Genomic DNA, 20697 nt, shown 5'->3' with positions numbered 1-20697 from the left:
CGTCAAACCTCCTTGGAGAGAATCAGGTTGGATTGCGTGTCCACGCTGGCCTGCCAGCCCGCCGGCACGAGTACGGTGGTGGTGTAGTCCTCCAGCACCGCCGGGCCGGCCAACGCCGCGCCGTCTGCACCCAGCGCTGCGACCGTGCGACGGCGGCATGGCGTCCAGTTTCGGCCGTCGTAAAGTGCGGGTTCACCCGGTGCGGCGTCCAGACTGCCCGTGACACTTGCGGTTGCGCTGACGTGAGGCGTGACCAGCGTGGCGCCGACACGCAGCGCCACGACCTCGATCGGACGCCCCGTCTTGTCCGCATGGAAGTAGATTCGCTCGTGTGCTTCGGTGAAGTGCTCGCTCAGCGACTTACGCTCAAGTGCGGCGAGCGCCGCGGCGTCGAGTTCGAGCGGCACTTCGAAGGCCTGCCCGACGTAGCGCATTTCAAGCGTGAAGCTGAATTCCAGTGGCTGGTCGAACGCCATCTGCACGAATTGCGCTTGAAGATCCGCTTTCATCCTGGCGAAGCGCTCGCGCAACTGGTCGCAGGTGTCATCTGCAACCTGCACACGGTACGTCTGCGTTTCGTACTTGATGAAATCGGACGCCAGCAGGCCGTGGGCCGACGTCACCCCGGGGTTCGGCGGCGCCACTACCGTGCCGATGCCGAGATCTTCGGCAATCTGAGCGGCCTGCATCGGGCCCGCACCGCCGAACGGCACGAGCACGTAGTCACGCGGGTCGCGGCCTCGTTCGGTCGACACGAGCTGGATGGCGCGAACGATGTTGGCGTTGGCCAGGCGAACGGCATTGTGGGCAACTGCCTCGACCGACAGACCAAAGTGCGCTGCTAACTGATCGAAGGCGCGATGCGCGGCGGCCACATCGAGGGCCATCTGGCCGCCGAGAAATGCTTCTGCCCGCACCGTGCCAAGCACCACGTGAGCGTCCGTAATGGTCGGTTCGGTGCCGCCGCGGCCGTAACAGGCTGGTCCCGGCTGAGCGCCGGCGCTCTTCGGACCGACACGCAACATGCCGCCGTCGTCGATCCAGATCAAGCTGCCACCACCGGCGCCGACCGTGACGATGTCGAGGACAGGCGTACGCACCGGCAGGCCGTCGATCTCGGTTTCGGAAGCGAGCGTAGGCTTGCTGTCTTGCACGAGACATACATCCGAGCTGGTGCCGCCCATGTCGAAGGTGATGACGTTGCGATAACCGGAACGCACGACCTGGCGCACGGCGCCGACCACGCCAGCGGCCGGCCCCGAGAATAGTGCGCTGATGGCGTTTTCTCGCATGGCGTCGGCAGGCAAACGGCCGCCGTTCGACTGCATGACGGAGAAGCGGCCGCGAAAACCCTCGCGCTCCAGCGCCTGAGTCAGGCGACCCAGATAGCCGGCAATGACCGGCTGTACGAAAGCGGAGAGCGTGGCCGTGCTGGCACGCTCGTATTCGCGGAACTCGCAAGCCACCTGATGCGAGCAGGTCACCGTCACATTCGGCAACGCGGCGCGAATCAGTTCGGCCAGACGCAGCTCGTGGGCCGGATTGCGGTACGCGTTGAGCAGGCAGATGGCGACGGCGTCGTAGGCGCCCTGCTCCAGTTGCGGAAGCACTTCGCTGCGAAAGCGCGCTTCGTCGAGTGCCGTGTCGACGCTTCCGTCGGTCAGGATTCGCTCTTTGGCTTCAAAGCAGGCGCGACGCTGCACCGGCGGCGACGGCTTCTTGTAGAAAAGGTCGTAGATATGCTTTCGATCGTGACGTTGCAGGAACAGGATGTCGCGGAACCCCTGCGTCGCGACGAAGGCGACCTTGCCGCCCTTGCGCTCGAGCACGGCATTAGTGGCAACGGTCGAACCGTGCGCGAAGTCCTCGATCGTGGCGAAATCGATGCCCGCCATACGAAGGGCGTCGAGCACCCCGATATCCGGCGAGGCCGGGGTGCTGGGCACCTTGATGACGCGAATCCGGCCACCGTCATGTGCGACCAGATCCGTGAACGTCCCCCCCACTTCAACTCCGACTTTCATTGGCGTTCCCTTCGTCCCAACTTCGGGACGGCTTTCGATGGTGAACAACGTCCCCGTCAATCGATACGGGAAGACGCCGACTCGATGACCGCTGATGCGCGCATTGATAATCGATATGCGATACAATCAATCCATAAAGCGGTTGATTTCAGTGTATTCACACATCAAGATTCGGTAAACGCCTATCAATAATCGATAGGCGATTTATTTGTAACGAAAGGAGCCGCGCAATGGGCAAGGATTCACCGATGTTCAACCAGTCTGTAGACAAGGGATTGGCGATTCTGGCGGCGTTTGGCGCGCGCAATCGTCAGATGAGCCTCGCGCAAATCGCAGAGGCGGTGGGCATCACACGCAGCTCGGCACAGCGCATCGTGTTCACACTCGACACGCTGGGGTACGTGACCAAGGACCCGTACACGCGACGGTACGAACTGGCCAACAAGGTGATGGAGATCGGCTGCAATTACGTTGCTGCGAATCCGCTGATCGAGAGTGCCAATCCGTTTCTTTCCGCGATGAACAGCACGTGCGACGAAACCGTGGCGCTCACGGAGCCGTGCGGTACGAACATGGTCTACGTCGCGTCGTTTACGAGTCGCAAGCCCATCGTCGCGCACATGGCGATCGGCAGTCGCATGCCGATGTATTGCACCTCGGCAGGTCGGGCCTATCTCGCCGGTTTGCCCGATGAGGAAGCTCGCACATTGTTGCGCGAATCGGAAATCAAGCCGCTCACCCCGGCGACGCTGCTCGACCCGGAGACGATCTTCGCGCAGATTGTCGAAAGCCGTGCGCGCGGCTTCTCGATGAACTTCGAGGAGTACATGCTGGGGCATATGAACGTTGGCGCGCCTGTGTACAACAAGCACGGCCGAGCCATCGCCGCAGTACACATCGTGGCGCCCAGCAGTCGCTGGACGCGTGAGGAAGTGACAGGCAAGTTGGGGGCAATGGTGCGCGAATGTGCGGGCGCCATTACGAACGCCGTACGTGCGCATTGACCTGCGTGCGCGACTGCATGACCGAGCGCAACGACTCTGGCGCTGCTATCGGTCAGTCGCAAGAACTGTGGCGCCGTCGAATCCGCCTATTGGCGAGCAGGACGGCAACTCGTTGATCTGTCCGGGCCGACAGTTGCGTGAACTGCGACGCCCTACGAAGAGATAGTGAGGAAATTTTCACTGAAGTGAAAAATCGATTTCAGCGTAGATGACGATTTCCGATAAGCTGTAGTCAGACCGGTTGGTAGTGCGGGAAAGTAGAAATGGGCCTTGATTTTCAGGGCCCTTTTTTATTTTGAGTCTCACTGAAATGTCGTAAAACCTCGCCCATAGTGAGTACTGCTCCGATTCGCTATGCCCGTGCCCAGATTACGAATGGTAATGCCCCCGGAAATCCGGCGTCGGGAGACGTAGCATTTTCTCGTTAAGAGGGCGTTCTGCAGATGAAGAAGTCGAGATTCACTGACAGCCAGATCATGTAAGCGCTCGAGCGTGCGGAAGCCGGCGTGGCGGTGCCGGAGGCATCGAGTCAGGCAAGCCGCAGCAAAACGCGCATATCGAACGCTTCAACCGGACCGCGCACCGTGAATGGCTGTCGAAGTATCTGTGGGAAGACCTGGAGCAGGTTCGCGAAGCGGCGGCCGACTGGATGCGGACTTACAATCACGAGCGCCCGAATATGGCATTGGGCGGCTTTACCCCGAAACAGTGGCTGGCCATGGCCGCTTAGTTTCTACTTTTGCCGACCGTGGAAAACGGGGGCATTACCGCAGAACTCCGCCAACCCAAACGAATCAAGCCCGCGGCATCGTCACTTGCGCCACGAGTCCGCCTCCGGGCGAGTTGCGCAGCACGAGCCGTCCTCCGTGCCGACGCGCCACGTCGCTCGCGATCGTCAAACCCAAGCCCACCCCCCCCGTCCCCTTGCTGCGGGAATCCTCCAGCCGGAAAAACGGCTCCAGCACACGTGTGAGCTGTGCGTCCGGAATCCCAGGCCCTTCGTCCGTTACTTCAATCTTCAACTGCTCCGGACTGTCCGTCAGATGAATATGCGCCGTCTCACCATACCGAATCGCATTTGCGACAAGATTCGTCAAACAACGCTTTAACGCCAGCGGCTGCGCCATGATCGGCATTGTCGAGCCCGTCACCGTCACGCGTTCGTTGCGCTCCGCAGCGTCCTGTGCAATCGCATCCGCCAACGCATCGATATCCACCGGACAAAACCGCTCAACCACCTCTTCATTGCGCAAGAACGCCAACGTCGCATCCAGCAACTGCGTCATCTCGCGAATGTCGTCCGCCAACTGCTCGCGCAATTCCGGGTCCCGCGCCGCACGCAGGCGCAGCGTCATCCGCGTCAACGGCGTGCGCAAGTCATGCGACACTGCCGCCAGAAACCGACTCCGCTCGCTCACCTGACGACGAATCGCATCCTGCATCCGATTGAACACCCGCGCGGCCTGTCTCGCCTCCCTGGGGCCCGTCTCGGGAATCGGCGCCGCGTCAATGCTGCGCGATAAATCCTCCGCACCCGACGCAATCGAGCGGAACGGACGCGTCAGCATCTTCGCCCCCAACCATGACGAAATCAACGCCGGCCCAAACTGAATCAACAGCGCATACGCCCACATCGCGCCGTAACTCATCCCTTTCATGGGCACGAACGTATCAACCCCGTAAGCCTGACGGATCATGAACACGGCAATACTCTGCGTGCCGGCCACCAGCGCCACCATGACAAAAAACAGGCGATAAAACGCCGTATCGAGAATGCGTGCAGACATGATTTGAAGTGGCGCGAGGCCTTAGCGGTGATTGACGTCGAGCATGTAACCTTCGCCCCGAATCGTACGAATCAGCTTCGAGTCCTTGATGTCCTCTCGCAGCTTCTGACGCAACCGCGAAATCTGCACGTCGATGCTGCGATCGAAGGCGTTAATCGACTTGCCGCGTGCTGCATCCATCAAATACTCTCGACTCAGCACGCGCCCCGGTGCGGCGAGAAACGCGTTGAGCAGACGAAACTCGGCATTCGACAACGGAATCACGGTGTTGTCCGAAGCAATCAGATGTCGCCCCGTCTGATGCAACCGCCATCCCGCGAAACGACATTCGTCCGAGGCCCTCGGACGTCCGTTTGTCTGCGCACGCACTCGTCGCAAGATCGTCTGAATCCGCGCAACCAGCTCGCGAGGTTCGAACGGCTTGACGACGTAATCGTCCGCGCCAAGCTCCAGTCCGACGATCCGGTCCGTCATCTCGCCACGCGCCGTCAGGATGATGATCGGAAGCTCCGACGTCGCACGAATCTCGCGACAAAGATTCAGACCGTCGTTATCCGGCAGCATTAAATCCAGTACCACCAGATCGAAACCGCCCTCCGCCAACGCACGATGCATCTCGGCGCCACTGGCAGCCTGCGCCGTCGTCAGTCCGAAGTCGCCCAGACAGTCACACAGCAAGGTTCTGATCTGCACGTCGTCGTCGACAACGAGGATGCGGATGATCTTGTTCACGGCAACGCTTCTCCGATATTGCGGCGGCGAAGTGTCGCCCTCGCGCCTATTATCGCTCCCGAATATAAAGGGTTTTTGCACGAATTGTTGCAAGCTTGAAATAATCCGAAAGCGCCCCGCCACATATGGCTCGCAGCGATTCGCTTCCCATGAAATGCATCGAAATCTCGTGGAAAACCCGCGTCGGATTTCCCCGAAGTGACGACCCCGACCGTTACCCCAACCTCCCCGTCCCGACTTGCTCTCCCCGCTTGAAACGCCTCGAGTCGAATCAAAAATCGATTGTTTCACCGCCGATACAAAGACGAGATGAAACAGAAATGCGCGGGTTTTAACGTGACTCCCAACAAGTCCTATGAAGGCAGGAGACACGTGGCATATGAACTACGCCCATCCCAAACCGCCCGCTCGCCGAATGGCGGGCATCGCATTCGTCGTGGCACTGCACGCCGCGATCGTCTATGCGCTGCTCACCGGTCTGGCGACGAAAGTCGTAGAGGTCATCCAGGCGCCGATCGAAGCACGCATCATCGAAACGGTCAAACCGCCTGCGCCACCACCGCCACCGAAGGAGATCGCGCCGCCACCGCCCAAACGTCTGGCGCCTCCCCCGCCGTTCGTGCCGCCGCCCGAGGTGCATATCGCCACGCCGCCGTCGCAAAACGCCATTGCCGCGCAATCGACCGTGCCGACACCCTCGGCCCCCGTTGCACCGCCCGCGCCACCGGCCCCCGCAGCACCGGTCGCGGCGAACGTCGGTGTCGTCTGTCCTAACTCGACGCAAGTGCGCGCCGGCATCCGCTATCCGCGTGAAGCCCAACGCGACAACGTCACCGGCGATGTCGTCGTCGCGTTCACCGTCGGCATCGACGGCAACGTGAAAGATCTTCGCGTGACGACATCCGCCGCCCCTGTGCTCGACCGCGCCGCAGAAAACGCCGTGAAACAGTTCCACTGCGTCGCGCAAGGCCACGACGTGCGCGTGCAGGTGCCTTTCTCTTTCAAGCTCGATTGACGCTGTAACCGACAGCCAACGCCATTTCTTTGCCCACGTATTTCAGGAGACGTTCATGTCCATCCGCATCCGCTCGGCCGCCGTCACGGCTGCCCTGACCCTCGCGGCCACCGCCGCACACGCCGCCACCGATACGGTGACGAATCCCTATGGCCTCGAAGCACTCTGGAAAGGCGGAGATTTCATCGCGCGCGGCACGTTGCTCATCCTGATCATCATGTCGATGGGGAGCTGGTACATCATCGTTGCCAAGCTGCTCGAACAAGCCCGCGTGCTGCGTCGCGCGAAAGCCGCAGAAAACAGCTTCTGGAAAGCCGCCACGCTCACCGAAGGCGCTCGCCAACTCGACGAGGGCAGCCCGTTCCGTTTCATCGCGCAAAGCGGTTTGTCCGCGCGTGAGCATCACGACGGCGCACTGCTCGAACAGGTCGATCTCAACACCTGGGTCGCCGTCGCCGTCGAACGCGCCACGAACGCCATCTCCAATCGCTTGCAAGACGGCCTTGCCTTCCTCGGCACGGTCGGCTCGACCGCACCGTTCATCGGGCTGTTCGGCACGGTGTGGGGCATCTATCACGCACTGACCGCCATCGGCATCGCAGGGCAAGCGTCGATCGACAAGGTCGCGGGCCCGGTCGGCGAAGCGCTGATCATGACCGCCATTGGTCTGGCCGTCGCCGTGCCGGCAGTGCTTGGTTACAACTGGCTGGTGCGCCGCAACAAGGCCGTGATGGAGCGCGTGCGCAGCTTTTCGGCGGAACTGCACACGGTCATCCTCACAGGCAGGACCACCGCCGCCGCTGTGGTCTCGACGAAGTCCGCGTCCGTCGCTCGCGTGGGGTAAGTCATGGCCATGAACGTGGGAACCGGCGACAGCGGGGATCACGATGAGGTGATGTCGTCGATCAACACGACTCCCCTCGTCGATGTGATGCTCGTGCTGCTGATCATCTTTCTGATCACGATCCCGGTGGTGTCGCACACCGTGCCCGTCTCGCTGCCCAAAGAAGCCGTGCAGCCCCTGCAAACCACACCACAGAACGTGATCCTCGCCGTCACGAAAGACGGCGACGTGTTCTGGGATGAACGGCGCGTGCCCGACATCGACACGCTCGTGGAAAAGCTCAAGACGGTGGCGGTGCAGTCGCCGCAACCCGAGGTGCATATCCGTGGCGATCTCGACGCGCGCTACGCCGCCATCGGACGCGTCGTGCTTGCTTGCCAACGCGCCGGTATCACGAAGGTCGACTTCATTACGGAAGCACCGCCGCGTCAATAAGCCGTTCGACTCATCCGACTCATCCGATCAATTGAAAGAGACAAGGAGACCCGTCATGGCGATGACGATGCCCGGCGGCGCCGGGGACGAAGCCGAAGTGATGGTTGAGATCAACACGACACCGTTGATCGACGTGATGCTCGTGCTGCTCATCATGCTGATCCTCACCATCCCCATCCAGACGCACGCGGTCAAGCTCGATATGCCTACCGGCGCGCCACCCACGCAACTGGAAACGCCGCGCATCGTGCAGATCGACGTCGCCGCCGACGGCACTGTCGCCTGGAACGGCGAAGCGATGACCTCGCGCGCGCAGCTTGAGACGCGTCTGTCAGACGTGGCCGCTGATCCGGCACCAGCGGAGCTGCATCTGCGCCCCGACAAGGCGGCACCGTACCGCGTTGTCGCCATGGTCATGGCAAGCGCACAACGACTCGGCGCCACCCGTATCGGGCTCGTGGGTAACGAGCAATTCATGCCCTGAACGCAGCTAAACACCGAACCCGATATCCCACACGTATAACGACAGGCAAATCAGGAGGAGAGATGTTGACTTCGTACCCGCAGGCCAAACCGCCGTATCGCTTCAACCGGCTGTATGCACTGCTGTTCGTCGGACCCGCGATGCTGCTTGCCGCAACGCACGCGCATGCACAAGCGGCAGCACCGGTCGTCGCAAACCCATCGACGGATGCCCTACCCGCTGCCGCTCCCGCCGACGGCGCTCCGAACATCGCGCACGGCGCGACGCAAGGCGCACCGGAAACCGCGAAACAAAGCGCGGAAGGCGCAACGCTCAACACGGTGGTTGTCACGGCCACGCGTCGCCGCGAACCGGCCCGCGAAGTGCCGATGCAGGTCAACGTTCTCTCCACCGACGAACTCCAGAAAAGCGGCGCCAAGTCGATGGCCGATTACGTCGCCTCGCAACCAGGCGTCGATCTGAACAGCCGTGGCGGCGCAGGTTCGGGCCAGGTCAGTATCCGGGGTGTCACGACCGGCGTGCAAACCGGGCCCACCGTCGGCATGTATGTCGACGACGTCGCGTTCGGTTCATCCACGGCCTACGGGCAAGGGTCCGCCTTCGCGCTCGACATGAGCCTGCTCGACCTGAACCACATCGAAATCCTGCGCGGCCCGCAAGGCACGCTCTATGGCGCAGGGGCTATGGGGGGCCTCATCAAATATGTGACGAACGAGCCCGACCCGAGCGGCTTCTCGGGACAAGCCACCCTTGGCGGCAGTTTCACCAAAAACGGCGGGTTCAACAACACGCAAAGCGCGGTCCTGAACATTCCGCTCAAGACGGACATGGCCGCCGTGCGCGTGTCCGTCTTCAATCAGTACGATGCGGGCCACGTCGATGCCGTCGGTGCGCAAGCGGGCCAGCGCATCGATCGCGGCAACACCACGGGTGCGCGTGCCTCGTTCTTGCTCACGCCCACGGACAAGCTCACCTTCCGTCTTACAGCGACCACGCAAAACAGCAACCGCAACGGCGCGAACTACATCGACTACGGCCCCAACGGCCAGCCGCTATACGGCGACCTGACCCGCCGTCTCGACGCCCCCGAACCGTTCCATCAGAACATCCAGATGTACTCGGGGTCCGTTGAATATGATTTCGGATGGGCCCGTGCGAATTCGATTACGTCGTATCAACAGATCAATTCGAGTCTCCCGCAAGATTTGACGTCGATCTACGCTCCGATTTTCAGCAGGATGGGGTTCAACTTCGCGACGTACGTGGCGCCCAGCCAAGCCGCGACCAACAAGTTCACTCAGGAATTCCGTCTGACGTCCCCCGGCAATCGGTCGCTGGAATGGCTGGCGGGGTTGTTCTACACGCGCGAGAGCAGCACGCTGACTCAAGGCATCAATACCACCCTGACCGGCGGCGCGCCCGGGCCCGCACTGGAATCGTTGGTCGGTCCGAGCACGTACAAGGAATATGCAGCCTACGGCGACCTGACGTATCACTTCACGCCGCGCTTCTCGCTCACCGGCGGACTGCGTGTCGCGCACAACAACCAGACCTACGATCAATCGCTGTCCGGACCGATCGTCGGGCCGGCGCAGAACACGACGGCCAATTCGTCAGACACGAGCAAGACGTACATGCTCACCGCGCGCTATGGCCTCACGGCCAACAGCAACATTTATGCGCGCGCGGCCAGCGGGTATCGTCCCGGCGGCCCGAACGTGCGCCTGATCGACCCGATCACCGGCCAACCCGTCAACGGCAGTTCGGTGTTTCAGCCGGACACGCTGTGGACGTACGAAGCCGGCTACAAGGCCGATCTCTTCGACAAGCGCTTGTCGGTCGAAGCCGCCGCGTTCTATGTGCATTGGAAGAACATCCAGCAGTTCGGCTCGATCAACGGCGTGAGCCAACTGATCAACGCGGGTGATGCAACCATCAAGGGCCTGGAGTTTTCCGCAACGTGGCGTCCCACGCGCCATTGGAACATCGCCGCCGGCTTCTCGTACATCGACGCAGCCCTCACGGACAGCTCGCCCGGCAGCGATGCCCGCGCAGGCGATCCCTTGCCGAATTCGGCAAAGTACTCCGGCAACGTGTCCGCCACGTATCTGTTCAACGTTGCAGGACATCCTGCCTACGCCGGTGTCTCGCAACGCATCGTCGGTCAGCGCCATGCAGGCTTCAAGAGCAGCACAAGCCGTCCCGACTTCATTCTGCCGGGCTACGGCATCACCGACCTTCAAGCCGGTATCGACATGCGTGCCTACAGCGTCTCGTTCTATGTGCGCAACGTGTTCGACCGGCGCGCCCTGCTGTCCGCCAACACCGCCCTCGTGCCGATCGGCGGGTCGACGCTCGTGTCCGTCACGCAACCGCGCACGGTCGGCATGAACGTGACCGTGCCGTTCTGATCACGGAGTCCTCATGTTCGATGCAAAATTCGAATCGCCCACCACCACGGCGGGTCAAAACCCGCCGGCAGAATCGCACGCCGGGCCGCTTGCGTGGTTCGGGCTCGTCATCCTCATCGTCGTGGCGTTTTTTGCGTTCGTCGACCGTCAGATCCTGATTGTGCTGACGGAGCCCATCCGTCACGAATTCGGATTGACGGACACCGAGATCGGTCTGCTCCAGGGCGCCGGTATCGCACTCTTCGCAGGTATCGCCGCGTTGCCGATCGGGTGGGTCGCGGATCGCGTGGATCGTCGTGTGGTGTTGGCGGCGTGCGTGCTGGTATGGAGCGCCGCCACTGCCGCATGCGGGCTGACGAACAACTTCTGGCATCTGTTCCTTGCGACCGTGGGGTTGGGGATCGGTGAAGCGGGATTGATTCCGGTCATCTACGGCATGATTCCGGACCTCTTCGGGCCGCGCCAACGGGTGCTCGCCAACGCAATCTTCGCGCTGGCGAATCTACTCGGCACCGGTGCCGGAATGGCGCTTGGCGGGGCGCTGATGCACGGTATTGCCGCCATGCACGGTTCGTTGCCGGTCCCCCTGAGCGAGTTCGCACCGTGGCGGTTGGCGTTCTTTGCCGTGGCGCTCCCCGCGCCGGTGCTGATCTTGCTCATCGCGCTTATTAGAAGCGGGCACAAAGGCGGATCGAATCACACCGCCTCGCCTCACAAGGCTGCCAGGTCGATGCTCAGCGCATCCATGTACTTCCGACGGGAAGCGCCGATGATGTTGAAGTTCTTCGGCGCCATCGGGCTGGTGAACCTGGCGTTCGTGGGGGTGGCGACATGGATGCCGGTCGTCGCCGTGCGGACGTTCGGCGCAACCCCCGCCGACGCGGGCAGCGGCATGGGCCTGGCGGCGATGGCCGGCGGTATCGTAGGCTGTGTGATGGGCGGGCTGGTGGCGCGTCGTACGCGGGCGCGCTTCGGGGTGCTCGCGCCGTTGCGTGTCTGTGAGTTCGGTGCACTGGTGGCGGGCGCATTGTCGTTCGCCTATCTCGTCGCCGACTCCGTTACGGCGGTCTACACCTTGTTCGGCGTGCAGCTCGCCTGCATGGTTGCCGGACTGGTGCTGTTCCCGACCATCATGCAGGAGATCTGCCCGCCGTATCTGCGTTCGCGCGTTGCCGCCATCGGTGTGCTGACGTCGGTCGTCGTGCAGGCCGCTGCGCCGGTGTTCATTGGCTTCACGTCGGATCGACTGATCACACTGCATCAAGGGTTGCTCTGGTCGATCGTCGGTGTCGCCGCGTTCGGTTTCATCGGTGCCTGTCTTCTGTTGCGAGCTTCCGGTCGCGGCGTCAAGGAGGCGATTGAAACCTATGCGTGATGCCTTCTTGCCGCCAGCCGCCGTGTCGCCGGTTTCGTTGACGGTTCACATCGAAACCTGGCCGCTGGCGACACCGTTCCACATCAGCGGTCACGTCATCGACGCCGCCCGCCTGATCGCCGTGACGTTGATCGACGGAGAATACGTCGGCACCGGGGAAGCCTCCGGTGTCTTTTACCTCGGTGAGACGCCGGAGTCGATGGCGGTGCAGATCGAAGCGGTCCGTCCGGCGATCGAAGCAGGGGTATCGCGCGATCAACTGCTCGATCTGCTGCCCGCCGGCGGCGCCCGCAGCGCCGTGGATGCGGCGCTATGGTCCCTGGCGTCGCAGCGGCGTGAGGCGCCGGTATGGCAAGTTGCGGGGCTACTCGCACCGCAAGCCTTGCTCACCACGATGACGGTCGGCGCGGACACCCCGGATGCGATGGCGGCTGCGGCGCGCGCGCTGACGCAAGCGCGCGCCCTCAAGATCAAGCTGTTGGGCACCGAAGAAGACGCCGCACGCCTTCAGGCGATTCGCGACATGCGGCCGGACGTTTCGCTCGCCGTCGACGCGAACCAGGGTTGGTCGCGCACGCACTTCGACGCAATGATCCCTGTGCTGCAACGGCTCGGCGTCAACATGCTGGAACAGCCCTTCGCCATCGGTGCAGATGCCTGCCTTGAGACCATCGATTGCCCGATCCCGCTCGCCGCCGACGAATCGTTCCAGGATATCCATGATCTGGCCGACGTGTCACGGCGTTACGACGTCGTCAACATCAAGCTGGACAAATGCGGCGGCCTCACTCGTGCGCTCGACATTGCCAAGCGCGCAAGGACCGCCGGACTGTCGGTGATGGCCGGTTGCATGGCGGGCACGTCGTTGTCCATCGCGCCAGCCTTCCTGCTCGGGCAACTGTGCGATCACGTCGATCTCGATGGACCGATCTTCCTCGCCCGCGATCGCGAACCCGGCGTCACCTATTTCGACGGCCGACTCGACTGCCCGCCGTATCTCTGGGGCCATGCCGTGCCTCGTGACACTCATCTCTGATATCTCGCCATGACACAATCGGAAGCCCTCTCCCTGAATGCCCGGCTCGACGCGCTTTTCAGTCCCTTCCATTCACCTGATTCCCCCGGTCTCGTCGTCGGTGTCGCGTACCGCGGCAAACTGCTGTACCGGCGCGGCATCGGCATGGCGAGCCTTGAGCACAGCGTGGCGAACACCCCGGCGACGCGCATGCGCATCGGGTCTGTCAGCAAGCATTTCGCGTGTCTTGCCGCGATGCTGCTGGTGGAAGACGGTCGACTCGATATCGACGCGCCCGCGCGTGACTATCTTCCCGAACTGCCGAAGCGCGACGTTCAGCCAACGCTGCGGCAATTGATGACGCACACCGGCGGCGAGCGCTGCTTTCTCGATCTGTCGATGCTCACGCAAGGCATGGCGATGATCCCCGACGGCGCGCCGCTCGCCATGCAGGCGCGGCAGTCGGAGGCCAACTTCACGGCCGGATCGCGCATGATGTACACCAACGGCGGCTATCAGGTGCTTTCGGAAATCATCGAGCGCGTGTCCGGTCAGCCGTTCGAGACCTTCCTCGCGGAGCGCATCTTTGCGCCGCTGGAAATGAGGGACACCGCGTCCGTGCCAAACGACATGACGATCCAGCCCCGCGTGGCGACGCTGCATGTGCCCGATGCGGCTGGCGGTTGGCAACGCGGCTTGTTCCCCGTCATGCGCACGCGAGGCGAAGGCGCCATCGTCTCGACAGTCGACGACATGCTCCGTTGGACAGCGCATCTGCGTGGCGAGAAGTTTGTCGGCAACACGGCGACGTGGCGCGAGATGCTGACGCCGGCCCGCTTCACGAACGGAGCGTCGAGCACCTACTCGCTGGGCCTGATGCATACGCCGTATCGCGGGGTGTCGCTGCTGCACCACGCGGGCGGCGTCATCGGCGGCGCCTGCCAGATGCTGACGGTACCGACCCACGCGCTTGATGTCGTGATCATCACCAATGGTGCGTTGGTCAACCCGATCGATCTGTCCAAGCGCATCGTCGACATCGTGCTCGACGGACAACTCAAGGATACGGACGCCTCGGAAGCCGTGTTGCCGGCGAACGCCGCCGAGCGCGCCGCTTGGCTGGGCATCTTCCATTCGCGCGAGACAGGTGCGTACTACGAAATCATCGAACGTGATGGCGTGCTGCATCTGGTGCATTTCCATTTCGCGGGGTATCCGATGCCGTTGGCGGACTCGCCGTTGCACCCGGGCACATTGATGATCGATGACGGCCCCGAAGGACCGGTTCATCTCCGACTTCACAATGACGCGAATCGGTTGGACATGGTCAGTTGCGCAGGGCAGGAAACGCTCTCGCGCCTGATAACCCCACCGCCGTGCTTCACCGATGCAGCGCCCGGTATGCCCGGCGTGTATATCAGTCAGGATGCAGGCGCGCGTGCGGTCATCGCACGCGAAGGCGAGGCACTGACGATGCATATCCAGGGCGAATTCGGCGTGGCGCGTTATCGGCTCGACCCTCGCGCGAACGATCTGTTCGTCTTCACGCCACAGGAGCCGCGCAGCATGACGTTCGGTGCCATGCGCGTGTCGCGCCATACCGACGGACGGGCCGCCAGTTTCCTTCTCGATACCTGGCGTACGCGCCGTCTGCTGTTTGCTCGCGCATCGTGAGCGTTCGACATCCCATGAAAGCGATCCCCACGGCGGACCTGTTGTCCGCAGACCAACACGCCGCGTTGACGGCCCTGTTCGCCCCGTACGCCCGCACTGACGCGCCAGGCGTGGTGATCGGCATCGCACGCCATGGCGAGGTTTGCTATCGTCGCGCTTTCGGCATGGCGAGCCTTGAGCATGGGCGCGCATTGACTGCGGCGACCCGGCTGCGCATAGGCTCCACCAGCAAGCATTTCACCTGCCTGGCTGCATTGCTGTTGTGTGAAGACGGACGTCTCGACGCGGACATGTCTGTCGGCGCCTATCTTCCCGAGTTGCCGCCATCCGCCGGGGCACCGACACTGCGGCAACTGATGACGCATCGCGGCGGCCAACGATGTTCGCTCGATCTGGCGTTGCTCACGCAGGGGCTCGCCGTATCGCTGGCGGGGGCGTCGTTGGCGGCGCAGCAACGCCAACGTGATGAGAACTTCCCGCCGGGCGAGCGCATGATCTATTCGAACGGCGGCTACCATTTGCTTTCGCTCGCCATTGAGCGCGCGTGCGGCATGCCGTTCGGCGCGTTCCTGAAGGCTCGCATCTTCACCCCGATGGGTATGCGAGACACGGATTGCGTTGCCAACGACATGGCGATTGTGCCGGGCATGGCGACCCAGCATGTGCCCGACGGGCAAGGCGGTTTTCAACGCGGCGTATTCCCCTCATGGGATGTTCTCGGCGAAGGCTCGATTGTCTCGACCGTTGACGACATGTTGCGATGGACCGCGCATCTGCGTGGCGCCAAACGCATCGGCAACGCCCGCACCTGGGCGCAGATGCTCGACATGCCGGTATTCTCCAGCGGGCAACGAAGCCAGTACGCGCTGGGCCTGAAACGCAATGATTATCGCGGCGTCGAGTTGACGCATCACGCGGGAGGCGTGATCGGCGGAACCAGCCAGATGGTCTTTTCTGCGGCCTATGGAATCGACATCGTGCTGTTGAGCAACGGTGCGGTAGGCGCACCGGTCGAGCTTGCCAAACGCGTCATCGATATCGTGCTGGCGGATGTCCTCAGCGGTACCGGCGCGCCGGTACCGCTGCTTGCTGCCGGACACGCCGCAAGACTCGGCGGCTACCGGTCGCCGCAAACCAACGCCGTGTACGCGTTGGAAGACCGCAATGGCGCGCTCGCGCTAACGGCCTTCCATTGCACTATGCTGCCGATGCCGCTATTCGCCACGGGCGATGGGGCCGAGATCGAGACCGGATCGGAAGGCGCACTCGCGGTGCTCTGGGGAACGCCGGACGCGCCGCAAGATCCGTCGACGCTTCGCATCGCCCACTGCGGTCATGTCGACACCTTCCGCCGCCTGAACGAGCCGCCCGAACTGACACCGGAAGCCATCGCGTCGATAGGCGGCTGCTTCGAGAGCCACGACGCCAACGCTCGCGCCACCATCGACGCCGACGACACTGGACTCGTGCTCCACATGCACGGCCCGGGGGGGGCTTGCGACTACCGTCTCGCAGCGCTCGAAAACGACGTCTTCGGCTTCACGCCCGCCCGCTTGACGGACATCATGACCGGCATCCTCACACTGGTTCGTGACGCGCCCGGCGGGATCGTCACAGGCTTTCACATCGACACGCAACGCTCCCGCCATCTCGCATTCACACGTGTGTGCGCGGGCGCGTGCCGCTATCCGAATCCGCTCATCTGAAGAATCACGCAAATGTCCAACTCGAAAGATGTCGCACAAGAGGCCGCGAAATCATCGCGCGCAAGTATCAGCGAGTTCTCCGTCAAACGGTTCGTATCACCGGGCGGCATCGCCCGAGAAGGTGCGGACTGTCTCGTCGTCGGCGTATTTTCCGACGGGCCGCAATCTGAAGCGGTACGTGCGCTCGACCGCGCCACACGCGGTGTCATTGGCCGACATCTCGCGCGTGGCGACCTTCCGGCCGAGCCCGGCGCAACGCTCATGCTTCACAATCTGATGGGGATCAGCGCGCCTCGCGCACTGCTCGTTTCGCTTGGCGCTGGCGCACCGTTGAGCGAACGCCTTCTCGGCACGGTAGTGACGGCGGCGTGGAAATGCGTCTGTCGCGCGTCGATCACGCAAGTCGTTTGGGCATTGGTACCCACTGGCGTTTGGCCCGCGGGCGACGCCGATATCGTTCGGCGTACCGTGATCGCGCTTCGTTCGCTCGCTTATCGTTTCGACGGATACGCGTGCATTTCACCGCCGGCGCCGCCAGCCCCGGCGCGCATCATCTTCGCGCTCACGGACGGCGTCGCGGCAGCGGCCATCGACGCGGTACGCGAAGGCGTGGCGATTGCCGACGGCATGGCGCTCGCTCGCGACCTCGGCAACGCGGCCGCGAACGTCTGCACCCCGGCATATCTCGCCGACCGTGCGAAGGCGCTGCGGTTGCTGCCGAATGTCGACGTCCAGATCCTTTCCCACAGTGAGATGGCACGCCTCGGCATGGGCGGGATTCTGGCGGTGGCGCGGGGCTCGTCTCAATTGCCGAAGTTCATCGTCGTGCACTATCGCGGCAAGCCGATCTCACCGCCGACGCGCAAACGAAAACGCGCAGGCGACGGCGACGCGGCGACAGCCGCCGATGACATCGTCGGCGAAAGCACCCGCCCCGTCGTTCTGATCGGCAAGGGCGTCACCTTCGACTCGGGAGGCATTTCGCTCAAGCCTGGCGAAGCGATGGACGAGATGAAGTTCGACATGTGCGGCGCGGCGGCGGTGCTCGGCGCATTGCATTCAGCGGCCACGCTCGCGCTGCCGATCGATGTGATTGCGCTCGTGCCGGCAGCGGAGAATATGCCGAGCGGTACCGCCTACAAACCCGGCGACGTCGTCACAACGCTGTCGGGCAAGACCGTCGAAGTGCTGAACACGGACGCGGAAGGGCGCTTACTGCTATGCGACGCACTTACTTACGCGGAGCGCTTCCAACCGAGTGCGGTCGTCGACGTGGCGACATTGACGGGCGCGTGCGTAATGACGCTCGGTCATCATCGCAGCGGCCTGTTCTCGTCGAACGACGTGTTAGCGCAAGCGCTCGAAAAAGCTGGTGACGCCACCGGCGACGTGGTGTGGCGCTTGCCGTTGGACGCGCCTTACGACGAGATGCTCAAGTCCTCCGTTGCCGACATGACTAATCTTGGCGGACGGCTGGCCGGCGCCATCACGGCGGCGTGTTTTCTCGGACGGTTTGCGACCGGCTTTCCGTGGGCGCATCTCGACGTTGCCGGCACGGCGTCGAAGGGGGGGCCGGAGAAGGGCGCGACAGGACGGCCGGTGCCTTTGCTCGTGGCGTTCCTCTTGTCGCGCTGCGGCGATTCATTGACGCCGGAACCGGACAGACGCAGTCGTCGGCGCTGACCGATAACCGCTGTGGCACACGCGGCGATCCAGCCACACTCGGGCTATCTGTAGTGGTCAACCCATCCCGGACACAGCGTTAAGTTTGTCTTCTGCTGCCGCCGGGGCCAGCCCGTCATTAGATTGATGCGGGCGTAGCCAGTTGTACCGTTGCATCAGGTAATGGCTGATATCCCGGTGAGCTTGTGGCGCCGTCAAGTATCCCGCGTTCGGCACCCATTTCGTTTTCAAGCTTCGGAACAAGCGCTCCATTGGCGAGTTCGGAGACGTACGCTCCGATTAATGCAATCTGGGTGAGTTCACCGCCACTCGGCGAGCTTGGCCCCATAGTCGCACCAACCGTGACGCCTTCCCCCCTGCCCTGACGCCGCCTCGCAACGAATTGTTCCAATTGCGCACCGCGCCGGGACAGACCTACGCAGGTACAGTGACAAGGTTTAGTAAAAGAAGAGAACAGGCCGATAGTGCCTGAAACGAAGAACCCGGCCTAGGCCGGCTTCTTCTTATACGGGGTTCTCCAACCGATGCATCATGGGATGGTTGGCGCGCCGGCGACAATATGACGATGGCAGGGCTAAATGATGATCTTGTTGAGCATACTGTCGATTGGACGGCTTCCCGTTCGACGCTCACTTCCGATCTAGATGCCGGCCGAGTGCGACGACTCCGGCGCTGCTATAGGTTAGTCGCAAGAAAGGTGGTGTTACCATATGCGCCTATTGGCGATAACAGCGGTAACTCGTTGATTTGTCTGAGCCTTCAGATGCATGGACTCTGGCGCCACCGTTTTTGCGACCGGACGATAAAGCGGGTGCGACCGGCCTACGGTCGAATCGAAGCTGCAATACCGAAGCGTGACGGAACCTGAAAAAAGGCCTTGATGTTTAAGGCCTTTTTCTTTTACCCGCGCCTTTTTCACTTAAGGAACACAACCTTGGCACTACCGGAACACGTCCCGCACCGCGAAGGCGGCAAGTTGGAGGCCTCCGCCCCGACCGAATTGCGTCGCACCTTGTCGGCGCGCCACCTGACGATGATCGCGGTGGGCGGGTCCATCGGCACGGGTTTGTTCGTGGCGTCCGGCGCCACCATTGCCCAGGCCGGACCGGGCGGGGCGCTACTCGGTTATGTGCTGATCGGTGTCATGGTCTATTTCCTGATGACCAGTCTTGGCGAACTGGCCGCCGCCATGCCAGTGTCCGGCTCGTTCTCGACTTACGGCGCGCGCTACGTCGAAGAGGGTTTCGGTTTCGCGTTGGGTTGGAACTACTGGTACAACTGGGCCGTCACGGTGGCGGTAGACCTGGTGGCGGCGCAACTGGTGATGGCGTACTGGTTCCCTGACATACCGGGCGTGTACTGGAGCGCCCTGTTCCTCGCCATTACCTTCGGACTCAACGCATTATCGGCGCGCGGCTTTGGCGAAGCCGAATTCTGGTTCGCGCTGATCAAGGTGATCGCGGTGCTGGCCTTCGTGGCGATGGGCGTGATGATGCTGCTGGACATCATTCGCGGTGGCGAGAGCGGCGGCGTGGCCAACTGGACGGTGGGCGACGCGCCTTTCGCCGGCGGCTTCGCAGCGCTGATCGGCGTGGCGATGGTGGTGGGCTTTTCGTTCCAGGGGACCGAACTCATCGGTATCGCCGCAGGCGAATCCAAGGACCCTGCCCGCAACCTGCCGCGCGCCGTGCGCCAGGTGTTCTGGCGCATCCTGCTGTTCTACGTGACGGCGATTCTCGTGATCGGCCTGTTGATCCCTTACACCGATCCGCACCTGCTGCGCAATGACGTTACCGACGTCAGTGTCAGCCCGTTCGCCCTGATCTTCGAGCGCGCCGGGTTGTTAGGGGCGGCATCGATCATGAACGCGGTCGTGCTGACCTCGGTGCTGTCGGCGGGCAACTCGGGCATGTACGCGGCCACGCGCATGCTCTACAGTTTGGCCCGCGACGGCAAGGCGCCCCGGATCTTCGGCCATGTCTCGCGCAATGGCGTGCCGCTGTGGGCGCTGCTGGCCACGGCCGGTGTTGCGGCCCTGTGCTTCTTCACCTTCGTGTTCAGCCCCAACGCCGTCTACATCTGGCTGCTCAATACTTCCGGGATGACCGGCTTCATCGCGTGGCTGGGTATCGCCATCAGCCACTATCGGTTCCGCCGCGGCTATCTGAAACAAGGCCACGATCTTGCCGATCTGCCCTACGTGTCGCCGTTCTTTCCGTTAGGTCCGTTCTTTGCCTTCGTGTTGTGCCTGATCATCACCCTTGGCCAGAACTACGAAGCCTTCCTGCAGGACAAGATCGATTGGGGCGGAGTGGTCGCGACTTACATCGGCATTCCGCTGTTCCTGCTGATCTGGGCCGGCTACCGGCTGGCGCGCGGGTCGCGCTTCGTGAGCTATCGCGACATGCGTTTCCCGACGGCGCAGAAGCGCACCCCGGAGGAAAGTTCTCCCACCTCCGGAGCGGCTACCGGGATTGCGCAGAGCCTGCGATAAGCGCCTCTTGACCC

The 20697-nt window shown here is 62.7% G+C and carries 15 protein-coding genes and 2 pseudogenes; 13 read left to right on the top strand and 4 right to left on the bottom strand.

The features are described from left to right. Positions 1 to 2: 2 nt before the first annotated feature. Positions 3 to 2024 (bottom strand): hydantoinase/oxoprolinase family protein, encoded by a 2022-nt coding sequence (locus tag PBR20603_RS03980; RefSeq protein ID WP_150558195.1) that lies wholly within the window; start codon positions 2022 to 2024, stop codon positions 3 to 5. 230 nt (positions 2025 to 2254) lie between these two features. Here PBR20603_RS03980 and PBR20603_RS03975 point away from each other — a divergent pair, with 230 nt between their 5' ends. Both PBR20603_RS03975 and PBR20603_RS03970 read left to right on the top strand, forming a co-directional pair. Next, complete coding sequence (locus PBR20603_RS03975) at positions 2255 to 3028, top strand: IclR family transcriptional regulator (RefSeq protein WP_042113714.1); 774 nt, start codon at positions 2255 to 2257, stop codon at positions 3026 to 3028. A gap of 517 nt (positions 3029 to 3545) precedes the next feature. Continuing rightward, positions 3546 to 3758 (top strand): annotated as a pseudogene (locus PBR20603_RS03970) (integrase core domain-containing protein); the annotation flags it as partial. Between the two features lie 64 nt (positions 3759 to 3822). Here PBR20603_RS03970 and PBR20603_RS03965 read toward each other — a convergent pair. Next, positions 3823 to 4815, bottom strand: coding sequence for an ATP-binding protein (locus PBR20603_RS03965; protein WP_150558194.1), 993 nt, complete (start codon positions 4813 to 4815; stop codon positions 3823 to 3825). Between the two features lie 21 nt (positions 4816 to 4836). Then, positions 4837 to 5547 (bottom strand): response regulator, encoded by a 711-nt coding sequence (locus PBR20603_RS03960; protein ID WP_217425937.1) that lies wholly within the window; start codon positions 5545 to 5547, stop codon positions 4837 to 4839. Between the two features lie 379 nt (positions 5548 to 5926). Here PBR20603_RS03960 and PBR20603_RS03955 point away from each other — a divergent pair, with 379 nt between their 5' ends. From PBR20603_RS03955 to PBR20603_RS03910, 10 genes are all read left to right on the top strand, one after another. Then, positions 5927 to 6562, top strand: a complete 636-nt coding sequence (locus PBR20603_RS03955) for an energy transducer TonB (RefSeq protein ID WP_150558193.1) — start codon at positions 5927 to 5929, stop codon at positions 6560 to 6562. A 55-nt stretch (positions 6563 to 6617) separates the two neighbouring features. Next, a complete protein-coding gene (locus tag PBR20603_RS03950) occupies positions 6618 to 7406 on the top strand; it encodes a MotA/TolQ/ExbB proton channel family protein (protein ID WP_150558192.1) in 789 nt (262 codons plus the stop codon). 3 nt (positions 7407 to 7409) lie between these two features. After that, on the top strand, positions 7410 to 7841 hold the full coding sequence (locus tag PBR20603_RS03945; RefSeq protein ID WP_150558191.1) for an ExbD/TolR family protein: 432 nt from the start codon (positions 7410 to 7412) through the stop codon (positions 7839 to 7841). Between the two features lie 55 nt (positions 7842 to 7896). Then, complete coding sequence (locus tag PBR20603_RS03940) at positions 7897 to 8325, top strand: ExbD/TolR family protein (protein ID WP_150558190.1); 429 nt, start codon at positions 7897 to 7899, stop codon at positions 8323 to 8325. A gap of 62 nt (positions 8326 to 8387) precedes the next feature. Then, positions 8388 to 10736 carry a TonB-dependent receptor gene (locus PBR20603_RS03935; RefSeq protein WP_150558189.1) on the top strand — a complete coding sequence of 783 codons (2349 nt, stop codon included), beginning with the start codon at positions 8388 to 8390 and terminating at the stop codon, positions 10734 to 10736. A 13-nt stretch (positions 10737 to 10749) separates the two neighbouring features. Beyond that, positions 10750 to 12111, top strand: coding sequence for an MFS transporter (locus tag PBR20603_RS03930; RefSeq protein ID WP_150558188.1), 1362 nt, complete (start codon positions 10750 to 10752; stop codon positions 12109 to 12111). Beyond that, the gene (locus PBR20603_RS03925) at positions 12104 to 13147 is read left to right on the top strand and encodes a dipeptide epimerase (protein WP_150558187.1); all 1044 of its coding nucleotides are present in this window, start codon (positions 12104 to 12106) and stop codon (positions 13145 to 13147) included. The genes PBR20603_RS03930 and PBR20603_RS03925 overlap by 8 nt, the downstream gene beginning before the upstream one ends. A 9-nt stretch (positions 13148 to 13156) precedes the next feature. After that, on the top strand, positions 13157 to 14800 hold the full coding sequence (locus tag PBR20603_RS03920; RefSeq protein WP_150558186.1) for a serine hydrolase domain-containing protein: 1644 nt from the start codon (positions 13157 to 13159) through the stop codon (positions 14798 to 14800). Positions 14801 to 14814: 14 nt separating this feature from the next. Next, positions 14815 to 16506, top strand: a complete 1692-nt coding sequence (locus tag PBR20603_RS03915; protein ID WP_150558185.1) for a serine hydrolase domain-containing protein — start codon at positions 14815 to 14817, stop codon at positions 16504 to 16506. 12 nt (positions 16507 to 16518) lie between these two features. Beyond that, the gene (locus PBR20603_RS03910) at positions 16519 to 18189 is read left to right on the top strand and encodes a leucyl aminopeptidase (protein ID WP_150558184.1); all 1671 of its coding nucleotides are present in this window, start codon (positions 16519 to 16521) and stop codon (positions 18187 to 18189) included. A 57-nt stretch (positions 18190 to 18246) separates the two neighbouring features. Here PBR20603_RS03910 and PBR20603_RS03905 read toward each other — a convergent pair. Then, positions 18247 to 18450: pseudogene (locus PBR20603_RS03905) on the bottom strand (IS3 family transposase); the annotation flags it as partial. A gap of 673 nt (positions 18451 to 19123) precedes the next feature. Here PBR20603_RS03905 and PBR20603_RS03900 point away from each other — a divergent pair. Beyond that, positions 19124 to 20683 carry an amino acid permease gene (locus tag PBR20603_RS03900; protein WP_281355980.1) on the top strand — a complete coding sequence of 520 codons (1560 nt, stop codon included), beginning with the start codon at positions 19124 to 19126 and terminating at the stop codon, positions 20681 to 20683. The last annotated feature ends 14 nt before the right edge of the window (positions 20684 to 20697 follow it).

It is taken from the genome of Pandoraea bronchicola (assembly GCF_902459805.1).
Taxonomy (GTDB): domain Bacteria; phylum Pseudomonadota; class Gammaproteobacteria; order Burkholderiales; family Burkholderiaceae; genus Pandoraea; species Pandoraea bronchicola.
Note: the sequence above shows the minus strand (reverse complement) of the source record. Positions and strands in the feature narration are given on the sequence as shown.

What these genes read in the sequence shown, in the direction of transcription:
- PBR20603_RS03980 (WP_150558195.1), bottom strand. Translation starts at nt 2,024, where the DNA reads ATGAAAGTCGGAGTTGAAGTGGGGGGGACGTTCACGGATCTGGTCGCA.
- PBR20603_RS03975 (WP_042113714.1), top strand. Translation starts at nt 2,255, where the DNA reads ATGGGCAAGGATTCACCGATGTTCAACCAGTCTGTAGACAAGGGATTG.
- PBR20603_RS03965 (WP_150558194.1), bottom strand. Translation starts at nt 4,815, where the DNA reads ATGTCTGCACGCATTCTCGATACGGCGTTTTATCGCCTGTTTTTTGTC.
- PBR20603_RS03955 (WP_150558193.1), top strand. Translation starts at nt 5,927, where the DNA reads ATGAACTACGCCCATCCCAAACCGCCCGCTCGCCGAATGGCGGGCATC.
- PBR20603_RS03950 (WP_150558192.1), top strand. Translation starts at nt 6,618, where the DNA reads ATGTCCATCCGCATCCGCTCGGCCGCCGTCACGGCTGCCCTGACCCTC.
- PBR20603_RS03945 (WP_150558191.1), top strand. Translation starts at nt 7,410, where the DNA reads ATGGCCATGAACGTGGGAACCGGCGACAGCGGGGATCACGATGAGGTG.
- PBR20603_RS03940 (WP_150558190.1), top strand. Translation starts at nt 7,897, where the DNA reads ATGGCGATGACGATGCCCGGCGGCGCCGGGGACGAAGCCGAAGTGATG.
- PBR20603_RS03935 (WP_150558189.1), top strand. Translation starts at nt 8,388, where the DNA reads ATGTTGACTTCGTACCCGCAGGCCAAACCGCCGTATCGCTTCAACCGG.
- PBR20603_RS03930 (WP_150558188.1), top strand. Translation starts at nt 10,750, where the DNA reads ATGTTCGATGCAAAATTCGAATCGCCCACCACCACGGCGGGTCAAAAC.
- PBR20603_RS03925 (WP_150558187.1), top strand. Translation starts at nt 12,104, where the DNA reads ATGCGTGATGCCTTCTTGCCGCCAGCCGCCGTGTCGCCGGTTTCGTTG.
- PBR20603_RS03920 (WP_150558186.1), top strand. Translation starts at nt 13,157, where the DNA reads ATGACACAATCGGAAGCCCTCTCCCTGAATGCCCGGCTCGACGCGCTT.
- PBR20603_RS03915 (WP_150558185.1), top strand. Translation starts at nt 14,815, where the DNA reads ATGAAAGCGATCCCCACGGCGGACCTGTTGTCCGCAGACCAACACGCC.
- PBR20603_RS03910 (WP_150558184.1), top strand. Translation starts at nt 16,519, where the DNA reads ATGTCCAACTCGAAAGATGTCGCACAAGAGGCCGCGAAATCATCGCGC.